The 15,484-nt window shown below is 62.2% G+C and carries 15 protein-coding genes; 8 read left to right on the plus strand and 7 right to left on the minus strand.

Annotation, left to right across the window (positions count from 1 at the left end):
• The first annotated feature begins 37 nt into the window (after positions 1-37).
• The 8 genes from LPA45_RS26940 to LPA45_RS26975 are packed head-to-tail and all read left to right on the plus strand — an operon-like array spanning position 38 to position 9,303.
• Positions 38-2,575, plus strand: a complete 2,538-nt coding sequence (locus LPA45_RS26940) for a tetratricopeptide repeat protein (RefSeq protein ID WP_317922910.1) — start codon at positions 38-40, stop codon at positions 2,573-2,575.
• Positions 2,572-3,747: a DegT/DnrJ/EryC1/StrS aminotransferase family protein gene (locus LPA45_RS26945; RefSeq protein ID WP_317922909.1), complete on the plus strand. Its 1,176-nt coding sequence runs from the start codon at positions 2,572-2,574 to the stop codon at positions 3,745-3,747. Before LPA45_RS26940 ends, LPA45_RS26945 begins: the two co-directional genes overlap by 4 nt.
• Positions 3,744-4,442 carry a WbqC family protein gene (locus LPA45_RS26950; protein WP_317922908.1) on the plus strand — a complete coding sequence of 233 codons (699 nt, stop codon included), beginning with the start codon at positions 3,744-3,746 and terminating at the stop codon, positions 4,440-4,442. Before LPA45_RS26945 ends, LPA45_RS26950 begins: the two co-directional genes overlap by 4 nt.
• A 38-nt stretch (positions 4,443-4,480) precedes the next feature.
• Positions 4,481-5,212 (plus strand): class I SAM-dependent methyltransferase, encoded by a 732-nt coding sequence (locus LPA45_RS26955; protein ID WP_317922907.1) that lies wholly within the window; start codon positions 4,481-4,483, stop codon positions 5,210-5,212.
• Between the two features lie 7 nt (positions 5,213-5,219).
• The gene (locus LPA45_RS26960; protein ID WP_317922906.1) at positions 5,220-6,512 is read left to right on the plus strand and encodes an ATP-grasp domain-containing protein; all 1,293 of its coding nucleotides are present in this window, start codon (positions 5,220-5,222) and stop codon (positions 6,510-6,512) included.
• Positions 6,513-6,546: 34 nt separating this feature from the next.
• Entirely contained in the window at positions 6,547-7,521 is a 975-nt protein-coding gene (locus LPA45_RS26965; protein WP_317922905.1) for a hypothetical protein, read from the plus strand.
• Positions 7,518-8,471: a hypothetical protein gene (locus LPA45_RS26970; protein ID WP_317922904.1), complete on the plus strand. Its 954-nt coding sequence runs from the start codon at positions 7,518-7,520 to the stop codon at positions 8,469-8,471. Before LPA45_RS26965 ends, LPA45_RS26970 begins: the two co-directional genes overlap by 4 nt.
• Positions 8,472-8,529: 58 nt before the next feature.
• A complete protein-coding gene (locus LPA45_RS26975; RefSeq protein WP_317922903.1) occupies positions 8,530-9,303 on the plus strand; it encodes a bifunctional 2-polyprenyl-6-hydroxyphenol methylase/3-demethylubiquinol 3-O-methyltransferase UbiG in 774 nt (257 codons plus the stop codon).
• Between the two features lie 296 nt (positions 9,304-9,599).
• On the opposite strand, the gene LPA45_RS26980 is transcribed toward LPA45_RS26975, so the two are convergent.
• The 7 genes from LPA45_RS26980 to LPA45_RS27010 form a co-directional block, all read right to left on the minus strand.
• Entirely contained in the window at positions 9,600-9,899 is a 300-nt protein-coding gene (locus LPA45_RS26980) for an EscU/YscU/HrcU family type III secretion system export apparatus switch protein (protein WP_317922902.1), read from the minus strand.
• Entirely contained in the window at positions 9,896-11,242 is a 1,347-nt protein-coding gene (locus tag LPA45_RS26985; RefSeq protein WP_317922901.1) for a flagellar hook-length control protein FliK, read from the minus strand. Before LPA45_RS26985 ends, LPA45_RS26980 begins: the two co-directional genes overlap by 4 nt.
• Positions 11,243-11,369: 127 nt before the next feature.
• A complete protein-coding gene (locus LPA45_RS26990) occupies positions 11,370-11,717 on the minus strand; it encodes a flagellar protein FliT (protein WP_317922900.1) in 348 nt (115 codons plus the stop codon).
• A 1-nt stretch (position 11,718) separates the two neighbouring features.
• A complete protein-coding gene (fliS, locus tag LPA45_RS26995) occupies positions 11,719-12,147 on the minus strand; it encodes a flagellar export chaperone FliS (protein WP_317922899.1) in 429 nt (142 codons plus the stop codon).
• A gap of 31 nt (positions 12,148-12,178) precedes the next feature.
• Positions 12,179-13,657 (minus strand): flagellar filament capping protein FliD, encoded by a 1,479-nt coding sequence (gene fliD / locus LPA45_RS27000; protein ID WP_317922898.1) that lies wholly within the window; start codon positions 13,655-13,657, stop codon positions 12,179-12,181.
• A gap of 46 nt (positions 13,658-13,703) precedes the next feature.
• Positions 13,704-14,075, minus strand: a complete 372-nt coding sequence (locus tag LPA45_RS27005; protein ID WP_317922897.1) for a flagellar protein FlaG — start codon at positions 14,073-14,075, stop codon at positions 13,704-13,706.
• A gap of 114 nt (positions 14,076-14,189) precedes the next feature.
• Positions 14,190-15,428, minus strand: a complete 1,239-nt coding sequence (locus LPA45_RS27010) for a FliC/FljB family flagellin (RefSeq protein WP_317922896.1) — start codon at positions 15,426-15,428, stop codon at positions 14,190-14,192.
• Between the last annotated feature and the right edge of the window lie 56 nt (positions 15,429-15,484).

Here is a 15,484-nt window from a genome sequence, read left to right on the forward strand (position 1 = left end):
CAGGGCTGACACCGCCAAGAATCAGGAAAGATCTTCAATGTCGACTTCCACCGCCGAATCCGTGCTGCAGCAACCTCCCAGCGCGGACGGTACCCTCGTGTTCGAGGCGTTGGCGCACGCGCTGGACGAATCCCTGCAGCTGGCCATGAGCTATCACCAGGCCGGGCAGCTTGCAGACGCCGAGACCCTCTACCGTGGCGTTCTCGAAGCTCTACCTCGGCACGCGCAGGCGAACTACGGTCTGGGCCGGCTGGCCGTGCGCGTGGGCCAGGCGAACGAGGGGCTTCCCCACTTCGCCACGGCATTGGAGGCGCAGCCGGAAAACACCGAGTACTGGCTCGGCTACATCGATGCGCTGATGCAGGCCGAGCAGATCGACGCCGCACGGGAATTACTGGAATTGGGCCTGCAGCACGGCTTGCAGGGTGAAGTCGTGGAGGCACTGGCGGGCCAGCTGGAAGTTCGCGCGCAGATCGCCCGCTCGATTCGCGACACCCAGGCGCCTGCTGCCGTGGCACGGCCGCCGCGTCCCAAGCCCGCGTCGAGCCGTGCGAACGGCAAGGCGCAACCGAGCTCTAAGGAGCTCGACAAGCTCAACACGGCCCTCAGGAAGAAGCGCTATGCCGAGGTCAAGGCGCTGGCTCGCTCGCTGATCCAGCGGTTCCCGCAGCACGGCGCTGCCTGGAAGATGTTGAGCGTCGTGACCAGTGTGGAAGGCAGCCCCCAGGACGCGCTGCCGCCGATGGAGATGGCCGCGAGACTGCTGCCGCAGGATGCCGAGGCACAGCTCAATCTGGGCCTGACCCTCGCTTGCGTCGGGCGCAAGAAAGAGGCCGAATCCAGCATGCGCCGGGCCATGGAAATCGACCCGGCCTACGCCAAGGCCCATTGCAACCTGAGTGTCGTGCTCCGGGGGCAAGCCAGGCTTTCCGAGGCGGAGTTGCATTGCCGGCGGGCGTTGGAGATAGAGCCCTCCTATGTCGATGCCCACCTGGCGTTGGGTGGCGTTCTCCGCGCCATGGGCCGGCCGGCGGATGCCGAGGCGAGCTACCGGAAGGCGCTGGACATCGAACCGGCAAAGGCCGACGGGTACAACGAGCTGGGCATCCTGCTGCAGGAACAGTTCCGATCGGCTGACGCCGAAGCAGCGTACCGGCGTGGTTTGGCGGCGAATCCGGCGCTGGGCTACCTCCATGCCAACCTGGGAACATCGCTCACTACCCAAGGCCGGCAAGGCGAAGCCGCCGCCTGCTTCCGTCGGGCCCTGCAGATCCAGCCCGACCTGGACACTTCACACAGCGCCCTGCTGAACAGCCTGACCCTTTGCCCGACGACGGGGGCAGAGTCCCTTTTCGCCGAGCATCTCCGCTTTGGTGAGCAATTCGAAACACCGCGGCGAGCGTCCTGGCGTGCCCATGGCGGATCGCGTGACCCGGAGCGGACGCTGCAGATCGGCTTCGTGTCAGGCGACTTGTACAACCATCCGATCGCCTCCTTTCTCGAGCCGGTGCTCAACCATCTGCCCGGCGGGAATTCCCTGGTGCTGCACGCCTACTCGACCCGGAGAGTCGCGGACGACCACGTGACCCAACGCCTGCGCGGGTATGTGAGGCACTGGCACAGGGTCGGGGGGATGGATGAGGCCGAACTGGCGGAGAAGATCCGCGCCGACGGCATCGACATCCTGATCGACCTCTCCGGCCATACCGCGGACAACCGGTTGCTGACCTTCGCCCGCAAGCCCGCGCCGGTGCAGGCAAGCTGGATGGGCTATCCAGGAACCACCGGCCTCGAGGCCATGGACTACTACCTGGGCGATCCTTTCATGCTGCCACCTGGACGATTCGACAGCCAGTTCACGGAGAAACTCGTGTATTTGCCGGCGAACGCGCCCTTTCTGCCCTCGCCAGTGGCGCCCCCGGTCAACGACCTGCCGGCATTGCGCGCGGGGCACATGACCTTCGGCAGCTTCAACCGGCTGAACAAGATGAGCCGGGACGTGGTTGCCGTGTGGTCGCAACTGCTGCGCGCCGTGCCCACTTCGCGCATGGTGCTGGGCGCCATGCCGCACGAGGGGGGCTACGACGCGCTGCTCGACTGGTTCCGTGCAGAGGGCATCGAACTCAGTCGTCTCGACTTCCATTCGCGCTCCGACATGCAGCACTACCTGTCGCTGCACCACCAGGTCGATGTGTGCCTGGACACGTTCCCCTACAACGGAGGGACCACCAGCTTGCATGCGCTGTGGATGGGGGTGCCAACGCTGACGATTGCCGGTGGCACCATGGCGGGCCGCGTCGGTGCCGGCGTCCTCGGGCATGTCGGCTTGGATGAATTCATCGCGCAGGATGTCGTGGCGTTTGAGGTGCTGGGTGCGGCGTGGACAAAGCGCCTGCCCGAGCTGGCACAACTGCGCGCCGGGCTGCGCGATCGCTTCGCGCGATCGGCTGTCGGCCAGCCCGCACTGATCGCCGATGGACTGGAACGTGCCCTGCGCACGATGTGGCGGCGCTGGTGCGCGGGCTTGTCCGCCGAATCCTTCGAAGTCGGTCGCGCTCAAGGAGGCCGAGCATGACGCAATCGGGAAAAGATCCGGTCTATGTGACCCAGCCCCACCTGCCGCCGCTGGACGAGTTCATCCCCTACCTCGAGGAGATCTGGGCCAAGAAGATGCTGACCAACGGCGGCCCGTTTCATCATCAGCTCGAACAGGCCCTTTGCGACTACCTGGGCGTGCAGCACCTGGCTCTCTTCACGAACGGCACCATTGCCCTGGTCACTGCGTTGCAGGCTTTGCGCATCGAAGGCGAGGTCATTACCACGCCGTATTCGTTCGTGGCGACTTCGCATTCGCTGCTGTGGAATGGCATCAAGCCAGTGTTCGCGGACGTCGACCCTGTGACTCTCAATCTTGATCCGGCCAGAATCGAGGCGGCCATCACGCCTCAGACGACCGCGATCATGCCCGTCCACGTGTATGGGCACCCGTGCGATGTCGAGGCGATCCAGACCATCGCCGACAACTACAACCTCAAGGTCATCTATGACGCGGCACACGCCTTCGGCGTCCAGGACGCCGGCGGCAGCATCCTGCGGCATGGCGATCTTTCGGTCCTGAGCTTTCACGCGACCAAGGTGTTCAACACCTTTGAAGGCGGCGCGATCATCTGCCCCGACGCCAAGACCAAGCTGCGCATCGACCGGTTGAAAAACTTCGGCCATGTGGGCGAGGTGACGGTGGTCGCGCCCGGAATCAACGGCAAGATGAGCGAGGTCAATGCCGCCTTCGGGCTGCTGCAGCTGAAGTACATCGACCAGGCACTCGCGCGCCGCGCGGAGATCGCAGGGCTCTATCGCGATCTGCTCAAGGGCACCGAGGGCATCCATTGTCTTCTGGATGCCGGCGAACGGGTCGCCAATCACGCCTACTTCCCGATCCTAGTTGAACCGGAGTACGCGCTGAGCCGCGATGCGCTCTACCAAAGGTTGCGCGAGCACGATATCTACGCCCGCCGCTACTTCTACCCGCTGATCGCGGACTTTCCGATGTACCGGAACCTGCCCTCGGCCCATCCCGGCAACTTGCCGGTGGCGTCCGCTGCCGCACAGCAGGTGCTTTGCCTGCCGATCTATCCTGACCTGCAGAACGCGCAGGTCGAAGCGATCGCCGCGCTGATCGCGACGTGGGGTGCGAGGGCGGCAATGCCTGAGGAAGCTATCGAAGCACCGATCGAGGCATTTGCATGAAGGTGGCCATCATGCAGCCGTACTTCATGCCCTACATCGGCTATTTCCAGCTCATCGGATCGGCCGATCTGTTCATCGTCTACGACAACATCAAGTACACGAAGAAGGGCTGGATCAACCGCAATCGCATGCTGCAGAACGGCAAGGACGTGATGTTCTCGCTGCCGTTGAAAAGCGATTCCGACTTTCTGGATGTGCGCGACCGCGAACTGGCGGTGGATTTCAATCGCGACAAACTGCTCAACCAATTCAGGGGGGCATACCGTCGGGCGCCGTACTTTTCGCAGGCGTTTCCGCTGGTCGAACAGATCGTGCGCCATGAAGCCGCGAACCTGTTCGGCTTTCTGCACCATTCGATCGCCAGGACCTGCGAGTACCTGGGCATCTCGACGGCGATCAGGATCGCTTCAGGGATCGACGCTGACCACCGGCTGAAGAGCCAGGACAAGGTGCTGGCACTGTGCGGGGCGGTTGGCGCCACCACCTATGTGAACGCCATCGGCGGCATGGACCTGTATTCGAAGGACGCCTTCCAGAGGAAGGGCATCGATTTGAAATTCATCAAATCGAGAACGCTCGAATACGTTCAATTCGAAAATGAATTCGTTCCCTGGCTGTCGATTGTAGATGTGATGATGTTTAATCCCAGGGAAAAGGTCGTTTCGGAAATGGTCGAGAATTTTGAGCTGATCTGAGAGACGGAACTATTCTGACGATTTGCAGATAGATGAACATGGAAAATAGCCTCGACAATCACGTCCAAGCCTATCAAGGCTCGAACATCTACGACTTCGACAATGTCATCCAGCTGAAGTGGTACCCGAAACGCGTGGTGCAGTCTGCCGAAGGCGCGAGCTCCCTGCTCGAGCTGGGACTTGGCCACGGGATCACGTCGAGCGTCTTCGAACAGCACTTCGAGCGCCATGTCGTCATCGACGCGTCACCGGCAGTCATCGAAAATTTTCGCCGGCAGTTCCCCGACTCGAAAGTGGAAATCGCCGAATCGTATTTTGAGGAATTCGAGACGTCCGAGCGATTCGACGTGATCATGTTCGGCTACATCCTGGAGCATGTCGATGATCCGGTCGGCATCCTGCGGCACTTTCGGCAATTCCTGGCGCCGGGCGGCAGGATGTTCGTCACCGTGCCCAATGCCGAGGTACTGAACCGCAGGCTTGGCCACCTGGCGGGATTGCTTCCCGATATGCAGCAGCTGTCCGAGCATGATTTTCTCCTCGGACACAAGCGCTACTACACGGTGGATTCCCTGCGCGACGACATCCTCGAAGCGGGCTATGCCATCAAGCGCATGGAGGGCATCTATCTGAAGCCGTTGACCACGCGGCAGATGATCTCGTTGAATCTGGACGAGCCGATCATCGATGCGCTTTGCCAGGCCGCCATCGACTATCCCGAACTGTCGTGCGGCATCCTGGCGGAATTGAGCCTCACGGACGCCGTCTGATCGCGTCATGGACATCGCGAAAAAACATCGGGTGCTGATATTTCCGGCCGGCTCGGAAATAGGGCTGGAGATTCATAGCTCGCTGAAGTACAGCCACCATGTGGAAATCTTTGGTGCTTCCGGCAAGAGCGACCACGCTTCGTTCATCTACGAGCCCGACCACTACGTGGAGGACGATCTCTACGTCGATCAGCCTGATTTCATCGAACGCTTCAACCGGTTGCTCGACACGCTGGAAATCGACTTCGTCTATCCGACACACGACACCATCGCGAATTTTCTGGCTGCCCATCAGGCCGGGATCAATGCCCGGGTGTTGACCTCGTGCGCCGAGACAAATCGCATCGCACGAATGAAGCGGGACACCTACGAGCTGTTCCGGTCATTCGATTTCTGTCCGGAGGTGTTCGCGCAGCCCTATCGCGACATGCGCTTCCCGGTGTTCCTGAAGCCGAATGACGGGCAGGGCGGAAAAGGCACCCATGTGGCAGAAACCCAGGAGGACCTGGACTTCTATCTGAAGAAGGATCCTGGGCTGCTGGTGACGGAGTTTCTCCCGGGCGAAGAACTCAGCGTCGATTGTTTCACCACCCATGATGGAAGACTCTTGTTCATCGGCCCGAGGACCCGGGAACGGATTCAGATGGGCATCTCGTTCCGATCCACCGCGGTCGAAGCCACCGACGAAATCAAGCGGATTGCCCAGTGCATCAACGAGACGGTGGCTCTGGATGGTGCCTGGTTCTTCCAGGTCAAGAAGGATCGCGACGGAAGATTCAAGCTTATGGAATTCGCGCCGCGCCAGTCGAGCACCATGGGCTTGTTCAGGCACAAGGGCGTGAACTTCGCGTTGCTCACTCTCTTCAATGCACTCGGGGTGCCTGTCGCGATTCTGCAGAACGACTACGCGGTCCAACTGGACCGATCCCTGCGCAACCGATTCAAGGCCGACCTGAGCTTTCGCCGCGTGTACATCGACTTCGACGAAACGTTGGTGGTCGGACGGCGCGTCCATGAGCTTGCGATGGCGTTTCTATACCAGTGCCGGAACCGCGGGATCCAGATGGTACTGCTCACCAAGCATCGATACGACATCAGGGAGACGCTGCGCGCCTGCGGTATCTCCGAGCATGTGTTCGAGGAAATCATCCAGATCTCGGAATCCGAAGACAAGTCGACGTTCATTGATCCGGCGGGAGCGATCTTCATCGACAACTATTGGTTCGACCGCCACGCGGTCAAGACGAAATTGGGCATCCCTGTCTTCGATGTGGATGGCATCGAGTGCCTGCTTCGTTGATGCAATGGGGCTCGAAATTTCAGGGAATCAAACTATGCTCGAGTGGGAAAAACTAGGCAAGTTGTTCGATCCGCGAGATTTGCAGGGCGAAAGCTGGATGAAAGAATTCGCGCAATCTCCGTCAGTGCTGGTGTACGAGAACTTCGTGAGGGTGTATTTCTGCTCTCGCCAGGCGCCGACGCCGGATGGCCAGTACCGGAGCTTCCTGTCCTATATCGATCTCGACAGAACCGATCTGCTCAGGATTCTTGATGTCTGCGATGCGCCGATCCTGGGGCTTGGAGCCTGCGGAGCATTCGATGAATTCGGCACCAACCCGATCTCGGTGATCCGCGACGGGGAAGAAGTGCGGGTGTACTACGCTGGCTGGACCCGCTGCGAGTCTGTCCCGTTCAATGGCACCATCGGGGTCGCGACGAGCCGGGACAATGGCCATACGTTCGCCCGAATAGGGCCGGGTCCTGTTCTTCCCTACAGCCCGGACGAGCCATTCCTGCTGGGCAGCCCTAGGATCAGAAAATTCGATGGCAGATGGCACTTGTGGTACGTGGCCGGGAAGGAATGGCTGAAGACCAGCGACAGGCCAGAGCCTGTCTACAAGATTCGCATGGCGTCTTCCAATGACGGAATCAACTGGACCAAGCGGGGTTGCGACCTGATCGAAGACGTGCTGGGCGCGCATGAATGCCAGGCTTGTCCCGACGTGATCTTCCGCGACGGGAAATACCACATGTTTTTCTCCTATCGCCACAGCCACAACTACAAGGGCAAGGAAGGCGGCTACCGCATCGGCTACGCCTCGTCGCTCGACATGGTCAACTGGACCAGACAAGACGAGGTTGCCGGAATGCATGTCTCCGAAAGCGGCTGGGATTCGGAAATGGTGAACTACCCGCACGTGTTCGAACTGGATGGCGAGACTTACATGCTGTACCAGGGCAACGAGATGGGGCGATCGGGTATCGGTCTGGCGAGACTGGCCAGCTGTCAGAAGTGGGCCGCGCTATGAAGTGGTCCAAGCTGGGAAAGATCTTCGACCCCACCGAGCACGCGCTTCCGAATGATTGCTTCGGATTCGCGCAGTCGCCGCAAGCACTGGTCATGAATGACCGCGTGCGTGTGTATTTCTCGGCCAGGGAGCGCGACAGCGTTGGAAAGTACCTGAGCCACATCGCCTTTGTCGATTTCGACAAGACCATGCAAAACGTCCTCGACGTCTCGCGCCACACGGTCATTGCATTGGGTGAGCTGGGGTGCTTTGACGAGCACGGGATATTTCCGGTCCATGTGGTGAGGGACGGAGACAGGATTCTGGCCTATACGACGGGCTGGAACAGGAAAGTATCGGTTTCCGCGGACGCCTCGATCGGTCTGGCCATCAGCAACGACAACGGCCTCACTTTTCAAAAGCACGGAAAGGGCCCGGTGCTCTCTGCTTCGCTGCACGAGCCATTTCTGATCGGCGACGCATTCGTGATGGTGCGCGAAGGCCTCTATCACATGTGGTACATCTACGGAACTCAGTGGAAGCAGTTCTCGGACACAGACCCACCCGATCGGGTTTACAAAATCGCGCATGCATGGTCCACCGATGGAATTAATTGGCATCGGGACGGCCGGCCGATCATTGCCGACAAGCTGAACGCCGATGAATGCCAGGCATTGCCGACAGTTTTTCAACTGAACGGCACCTACCACATGTACTTTTGCTACAGGCAGGCACATGGTTTCAGGAAGCAGAGCGATAGCGCATACAGGCTCGGCTATGCCTTTTCCAAGGACCTGGTCAATTGGGAGCGCGACGACAGCCAGGCAGGGATCGATGTGTCCGAAGATGGCTGGGATTCGCAGATGCAATGCTATCCGCATACCTTCCACCTGGATGGGAAGGTCTACATGCTCTACAACGGCAATGAATTCGGCCGACTCGGGTTCGGTCTTGCGGTGTTGGACGAGTAACGGAAAAGGACACGCGACCGCTCCACCCGTGAAATCTGAATACAGACAGGAAGAATGAATGACTGCAGGACGAAACTACAACAACGAACTGGATGACTCAAAGAATGCCAGGCATGAGAAATATGTCTATGGCTTCGACCTGGATGTGCTGCATCCGTACATGGTGAGGTCGTTCGAACCGTTCCTGAACAAGGGAAGCCTGCTGGAACTCGGGAGCTACACGGGCGAGTTCACCAGCCGACTGCTGCCATATTTCGATGACATCACCTGCGTCGAGGCGTCAGACGTCGCCATCGAGGAGGCCCGGAAGAGGTTGGGCGGCAGCGTGAAGTTCGTCAACTCGTTATTCGAGACTGCGGCCTTGCCGAAGCGCTACGACAACATCGTCATGACCCACGTGCTGGAGCACCTGGACGACCCCGTGTGTGTGCTGGCACGCATCAATGATGAATGGTTGAGGGAGAACGGCAGGCTCTTCCTGGTGTGCCCGAATGCCCACGCGCCTTCCAGGCAGATCGCCGTCAAAATGGGCTTGATTTCCCACAATGCCGCCGTGACACCGGCCGAGGCCGAGCACGGGCATAGGCGCACATATGCGCTCGACACGCTGGAACGCGATGCTGCAGCGGCCGGACTGAAAGTGGTGCATCGCTCCGGCATCTTCTTCAAGGCGCTGGCGAACTTTCAATGGGACCGGTTGCTGGCGACGGACATCATCTCCAATGAATACCTGGAGGGGTGCTACCAGCTTGGGCAGCAGTATCCCGATCTCTGTGCCAGCATCTTCTTGATGTGCGAAGCGGGCCCGGTGGCGCGAAGACAACAGGCCTGACCTGCATGCCGTTTCATGCGGCTTGAACGCCGTCGCCCGTCCCGGAGTAGCGGGCCGAGCTAATCGCGTTCAGCGCCGCAGCGCCTGTGTGAGTTGCATCGCCGAGGCTTTGTTCGGAAGGGGCAGTTGCGAGCGTGGCGAGGGGCATCAACCTCCGGGCTCGACCTTCAACGCGAGGGATGTGGCGCGCGTTGCCGCGGGGGCGGTGCGGGGCATGCTGGCCGCCACGCCCTTGAGGACCGAGGCATAGGATCTGGCAAATGTGTCCGGCAATCGCACCGGGCAGTCGCCTGTGCTCAGGAGACTGGCTGGAATCCGGTGTCGTTTGCCTTGTCCTGCTCCAGCTGGTAGAGCCAGGCCAGCAGCTCCGCCACCGCCACGTACAGCTGCGGCGGAATGTGCGAGTCCATGTCGACCTGCATCAACAGGTTTACCAGCGCCGGCGAATCATGCACGTAGACCCCGGCCTCCCTGGCGCGGTCAATGATCGACTCCGCGACGACACCATATCCCTTGGCCACCACCCGCGGGGCACTGTCCTTGTGGTCGTAGCTCAGCGCCACGGCCGCGCCGCGCGGCAGCTCGCCGCCGTTCATGGGGCACCTCCCGGCCGTCTGGGTGTACCGGTTCTGGCCGTGAATTCCAGCAGCGCAATGCCACTGGCCGTCAGGCGTTCCTGCAGCTTGCCGCGGGCATCGTCGAAACGGCTGGCAACATTGGACTCGCCTGCAACCAGCCGCGCTGCCAGCCCCCCTGGCGACAGGGAAAGCCGTGCTTCAATCGTCCCAAGTTCCGGCAACTCCAGCAAGACGCGCGTCGACCAGGTCTGGCCCTGGGTGCCGCCCCTGCCCTGATCGTCAGGTTCAACGGGCTCGCGAGCGATCTCCCACGCCATATGGGTGCCCGGCCATGCCTCGCCTACCCAGCGAAATTGCTGCGAGGCCAGCAGTTCGAGTTGCTGGCGGACCAGTCCTTCGGCGCCGGGATGCACGGCGGGGCCGGCGGGTGCCGCGCTGACTGGCTGGCTGCCCTGGCTGTCGCTTGCAGATTGCAGCACGCGGGCGGCGGGTGTCGGCGCGTCGGCCGCGCGCGCCATGGCCTCGTAGCGCTGTGCGCCTTGCTGTGGCGTTGCCGCAGGGCCCGTGCCGGTGTGCGGGGCCGGCATCGGGCTACGCGATGCCGATGGTGCCGGGTCCGCGGGCGTTGGGTTTGCCAGCGTGGCCCCATCACGGGGTGCCGATGGCTGGCCTTGAGGCAGGTCGCCCTGGAGGTTGTGCGATCCAGCCCGTTGGGCGAGGGCTTGTGCGAGAAGGTCGGCCGGGCTGATGGAGGCATCGGCAGCAACGTACCCGGTGGCATGGCTGGCCGTGGCTACGGTCCCGGCTGCCGGCGCAGGCAGCAGCGCAACCGGACGCACCGGCCCGGCATTCTGCGCGCCGTCCTGTGCCGGCTGGCCCAATGTGGCCTGTGGATCTTGCCGGACTTGCGCCAGCGTGCGCGCGCCATTTGTCCAGGCAGCCAGATGCGATTCGTAGAACAGGCCGCTATGCTCCACCAGCCCGGCTAGCGCGGCGGGTAACGCGCTGGCCATGGCCGGCCCCGGCGGCGCCGGCATCAGCGTTGCTGACGCGCGCGCGGCGCCACCTTCCGTTCTGCCCAGCAGGTCAAGGATGGCGCGCGCGGCAAAGCTCAGGGTTTCGCGGGTCGACGTGAGGGCGGCGGGGCGGTTGCCGATGTGGGCAGCAGCGCCGACGTCCTGCGCCTGGCGTGCCTGGATTGCTGCATTGCCGGCTTCGCCGGGGTTGCGCGCGTTCGTCTGGGTGACGTCGGGCGACGGCAGCAATGCGGCAAGCTTGTTGACCGACAGCGTCGGCCGTAGCGTCTGCGTATCGGGACGCGGGGTCGGTGTGGCGTCTGGTGGCAGAAGCAGGCCGGTCATGGTGCAAGCCGGGAAGTGGGGGAATCGCGGTCGCGATGGCTCGGTCGGCTGTCGGCGACCTGGCAGCGGTGCTACCGGCAAGCGGGCGCAGCGGCGGCGCATGCGCCTGCCGCGGCCGCGCTATGGATCAGGTCGAGACGCCGTAAGCCTGGCCGAGCTCTCGCTGGCGCCGCGTGCTGCCCAGCAGGGCTTCCAGCTGCGACATCTGTGGCATGACAATCTGGCGAATCGCCGCGTCGTGTGCAAGGATGCGCTCGAGCAGTTGATAGCGGCGGGAACGTTCTGCTGCCGATGGCGCCGGGTGCGGCCCAAGGGCACGCAGCTGGTCGACTTCCCCGACATAGACTTGCTGCAGTTCGCTCATCGCATCCCAGTTGCCGGCGCGTGCGGCTTCCAGCATCTGCTCGGAGATGAGCAGCAATTCCTCGTAGCCGCGGATGACCGCGTCCGAAACACTCATTTGAAACGGATGCATTTCAGTTCTCCACGGCTGCCAACGGCGCAGGCGCCACGGCTTGCGGTTGTTCGCCGATCTCGGCCCAGGCGGAGGCGAGGTTGCCAAGCAGGCCGTCGACCTCGGTCAGCAGTGCCGCGTCGTTGCGCAGGTTAGCCTGCATCAGGCGCCGGACCATGTAGTCATAGAGTGCTTCCAGGTCGCCGGCGATCTCGCCGCCAGCTTCATGGTCGAGCACTGCATTGAGGCCATTGACGATGATGTCGATCGCCTTTGAAATTGCGTTGCCTTTAGCCGGGATATCTCCCGCCTCCATGTGGAACCTGGCCTTGGCGATGGCAGCGCGCGCGCCGTCAAACAGCATGACGATCAGCCGGTGGGGGCTGGCGCTCATGGCCCCGGTCTGGATTCCGACCTGGGAATAGGCATTGATGGCATTGCGCGCGAACATGGCGATAGGCTCCCGGTAAAGGCGTGCAGTATTACTTGCTGCTTGACGAGTTGTTCAGGGCATTGAACTGCTGCGTCAGGTAATTGCTGGTGTTTTTCATCTTGGCCATGATCATGTCCAGCTGGGTGAACTGCGTACGGTAGTTCTCGATGGTGGCGTTGACGCGCAGTTCGGTCGCGCTGTACTGGTCGCTCAGGTCCTTCAGGCTGCGGTTGATGCCATCGGTGGCAGCCGTCAGGGCACCCTTGCTGCTGGTCAGCGCCGTGATGGTCGTACTCAGTTGGTTGCCATACCCGCTCTTGCCGTCGTCATTGCCGAACAATGCCGCAACGCCGCCCGGATTGTCGGCCATTGTCTTGGTCAGTTTGGTGGTATCCAGGGCCATCGTGCCATCGACCTGGAACGTCACGCCAACCTGTGCCAGTGCGGTGATGGCGTTCGACCCGCTGCCCGGCTGCGGCGCGTTGAGTACGCCGCGGATCTGGTTCTGGATGACGCGAAGCACCCCATCCCCGGTGAGAGGCGAACCGGTCTTCGTGGCGGGGTCATAGGCCGACAGGTTGGCGGCAGCCTTCTGCAGGTTGTTGTATGCGGTGACAAAGGCCTGCACACCGTTCTGCACCGCCGCATTGTCGCGCTGGACCGTGACGTTGCTGGTGCCCGTCTGCGCCAGCGACAGCGTCACGCCCTGGACCGCGCCGCTGACCTGGTTGCTGGCGCTCTGGATGGCGATGTTGTTGACGGTCAGCGTCGCATTCTGGGCGGTGACGGTCTGCTGCAGGTTCTGCGCGCCCGCGGGGTCGTTGGCCACCAGGTCGGACAGCGCGCTGGTGCCGTCACCCGACGCGACCGAAATGCGCATGCTGTTGGTCGCGCCGGTATTGTTCGAGTTCAGGACCAGGCGGTAAGGCGTGCCGGAACCATCGTTGATGATGCTGGCGGTGACGCCGGCATTGGCCTTGTTGATGGCGTCGCGGATGCCTTGCAGGGTGTTGTTGCTGCTGTCGATCGTGATGTCGAAGCCGGTCGAGCCCGAGTTGGCGGTGAAGGTCGCCCCGCTGTACTTGCCGTAGGTCGGGCTGGCGGGATTGCTGTCGAGCGTGCCGCCGGTGATGGCACCGAAATCGATATGGATCGTGCCCGTGCCGATGGCCGCGTCCTGCTTGGCCTGGCCCGCACCCACCAGCGACTGGGCCTGGGCCAGCGCGGTGACGTTGACCGAATAGGTGCCGGCGGCCGCGGTATTGCTGCCGGTGGCGGTCAGGACACTGGTATTGCTGGAGGTGGCCGTCGCTGCGTTGAAGAAGCTTGGCTTTGACAACTGGTTGGCCGCGCCCTGGAATGCCGCCAGCATGCTCTGCAGCTGGCCATAGGCCGACAGCTTGGTGTTGTAGCTGGACTGCTTCTGCTTGATGACCGTCAGCGGTACCTGTTCGGCTGCGGTTAGTTGGTCGAGCAGTGCGCCCAGGTCCAGGCCGGAACCAACGCCGAGGTTAGAGATTGTTGCCATTCTTCTACTCCAGTGTGCTACTTCAAATCCTGGCTCTCGCGGGCGCTCAGGCGGTCTGGTTCACGAACAGGCCCTGCAACTGCGACATGGCATCGGAGATCCGCACCAGTTCTTCGGTGGGAATCTGCCGGATCACTTCGCCGCTGGCCTTGTCCATCACCTTGGTGATGACGCGGTGGCCGGTGTTGTCGATTTCAAACTGGACGCTGACCGAGGCGGTGCGCAGCGCCTCGGTCAGGCGCGCGAGCGCCGCATCGAGCGAGGGCGATGGCTGTTCGCCGCCCTTTGCGCCGTTGCCCGGCTTGGCGGATGCTGCCGCTCCGGCGGGCACGCCGGTCACCCGGCGGTCCGGCTGCTCGGTGGGCTGGACCGCCAGCATGGAAAGCGGCATGGTCGGAGTGGTAGCGGCAGTAGCCATGGTCGGCTCGACTCGGTGGGTTCCTGAAATGTTTTCCCAGGACCGCAGTCCTGGGGAAACACTCCATGCCGAAGCCGGGCACGAAGCCCGGCTCCGTTGCTACGCGTCAGTCAATTAACGCAGCAGCGACAGCACGCCTTGCGTGGTCTGGTTGGCCTGGGCCAGGACCGAGGTGCCAGCTTGTTGCAGGATGTTGGCGCGGGTCATGTTCGACACTTCCGTTGCGTAGTCAGCATCCTGGATGCGCGAGCGCGACGACGACAGGTTGGTGATGGTCGTGCCCAGGTTGGCGATGGTCGAGTCCAGGCGGTTCTGGATCGAACCCAGCGAGCTCTTCAGGTCGTCCACCTTTTGCAGGGCGGTGTCCAGGGTAGCCAGCGGGTTGGCCGATGCGCCCGCCGTCAGGTTGGCGGCGGTCAGCTTGCTGGTGTCGAGGCTGAACTTGGCGGTACCGGCGGTGGACGTTGTGTCGGCGGAAGCCGGGTCCACGGCCACGTAGGCGTACATTGCAGTGCCGCTGACGGCGCCCGACATGCCTTGGTTCTTCAGGGCCTGGGCCTCTGCGGCCGAAGCCGGGGTGATCCGGACTTCAGCAAACCAGTTGCCGTTCTTGTCGACCACGGCGTTGGCGCCGATGGAGACGCTGCCGCCTGCGATGCCCAGGGTGGTGGCCAGCGTGTTGGGAGTCTTTTCCGCGACCGTGTTGAGCGAAACGGCGGTGGTCGCGCCGTAGGCCTTCTGGTAGTCGGCAGCGACGGCGGCGCCGGCCACGGTCATCGAGGCCGTGCCGTTGAACGAAGCGCCTGCGGTGGCTTGCGGGCCGTTCACGTTGAAGCTTTGCAGGTTCAGCGTCTTGGTGCTGATCTCTTGCAGGTTGACCGCGATGGTCTGGCCGTCGTTGGCGCCAACCTGGATGTTCACGGCCTTGGCGCTCGACGACAGCACCTTCACGCCGTTGAAGTCGGTCTGTTGCGACAGGCGGTCGATTTCCGACATGCGCTGGCCGATTTCATCCTGGATCGACTTCAGGTCGGAAGCCGAGTTCGAGCCGGTGGCGGCTTGCACCGACAGCGTACGGATACGTTGCAGGTTGTTGGTCACTTCGGCCAGCGCGCCTTCGGTCGTCTGAGCCAGCGAGATACCGTCGTTGGCGTTGCGCTGAGCTTGCGTCAGGCCGTTGATGTTCGAGGTGAAGCGGTTCGCAATGGCCAGGCCAGCTGCGTCGTCCTTGGCGCTGTTGATGCGCAGGCCCGACGACAGACGCTGAATCGCCGTGTTCAGCGACGATTGCGAAGCGTTCATGTTGTTCTGAGTCATCAGAGACAACGAATTGGTGTTAATGACTTGCGCCATGGTACGACTCCTATATGCAAAGTTTTGGGCATTCCGGCTAGTGCCGTAACGTTGGC

The sequence above is a fragment of the Cupriavidus sp. Agwp_2 genome (genome assembly GCF_040784895.1).
In the GTDB taxonomy this organism is placed as follows: domain Bacteria; phylum Pseudomonadota; class Gammaproteobacteria; order Burkholderiales; family Burkholderiaceae; genus Cupriavidus.

What these genes read in the sequence shown, in the direction of transcription:
- LPA45_RS26950 (WP_317922908.1), top strand. Translation starts at nt 3,744, where the DNA reads ATGAAGGTGGCCATCATGCAGCCGTACTTCATGCCCTACATCGGCTAT.
- LPA45_RS26955 (WP_317922907.1), top strand. Translation starts at nt 4,481, where the DNA reads ATGGAAAATAGCCTCGACAATCACGTCCAAGCCTATCAAGGCTCGAAC.
- LPA45_RS26945 (WP_317922909.1), top strand. Translation starts at nt 2,572, where the DNA reads ATGACGCAATCGGGAAAAGATCCGGTCTATGTGACCCAGCCCCACCTG.
- LPA45_RS26965 (WP_317922905.1), top strand. Translation starts at nt 6,547, where the DNA reads ATGCTCGAGTGGGAAAAACTAGGCAAGTTGTTCGATCCGCGAGATTTG.
- LPA45_RS27010 (WP_317922896.1), bottom strand. Translation starts at nt 15,428, where the DNA reads ATGGCGCAAGTCATTAACACCAATTCGTTGTCTCTGATGACTCAGAAC.
- LPA45_RS26985 (WP_317922901.1), bottom strand. Translation starts at nt 11,242, where the DNA reads ATGACCGGCCTGCTTCTGCCACCAGACGCCACACCGACCCCGCGTCCC.
- fliS (WP_317922899.1), bottom strand. Translation starts at nt 12,147, where the DNA reads ATGTTCGCGCGCAATGCCATCAATGCCTATTCCCAGGTCGGAATCCAG.
- fliD (WP_317922898.1), bottom strand. Translation starts at nt 13,657, where the DNA reads ATGGCAACAATCTCTAACCTCGGCGTTGGTTCCGGCCTGGACCTGGGC.
- LPA45_RS26960 (WP_317922906.1), top strand. Translation starts at nt 5,220, where the DNA reads ATGGACATCGCGAAAAAACATCGGGTGCTGATATTTCCGGCCGGCTCG.
- LPA45_RS26980 (WP_317922902.1), bottom strand. Translation starts at nt 9,899, where the DNA reads ATGAACGGCGGCGAGCTGCCGCGCGGCGCGGCCGTGGCGCTGAGCTAC.
- LPA45_RS26990 (WP_317922900.1), bottom strand. Translation starts at nt 11,717, where the DNA reads ATGCATCCGTTTCAAATGAGTGTTTCGGACGCGGTCATCCGCGGCTAC.
- LPA45_RS26975 (WP_317922903.1), top strand. Translation starts at nt 8,530, where the DNA reads ATGACTGCAGGACGAAACTACAACAACGAACTGGATGACTCAAAGAAT.
- LPA45_RS26940 (WP_317922910.1), top strand. Translation starts at nt 38, where the DNA reads ATGTCGACTTCCACCGCCGAATCCGTGCTGCAGCAACCTCCCAGCGCG.
- LPA45_RS27005 (WP_317922897.1), bottom strand. Translation starts at nt 14,075, where the DNA reads ATGGCTACTGCCGCTACCACTCCGACCATGCCGCTTTCCATGCTGGCG.
- LPA45_RS26970 (WP_317922904.1), top strand. Translation starts at nt 7,518, where the DNA reads ATGAAGTGGTCCAAGCTGGGAAAGATCTTCGACCCCACCGAGCACGCG.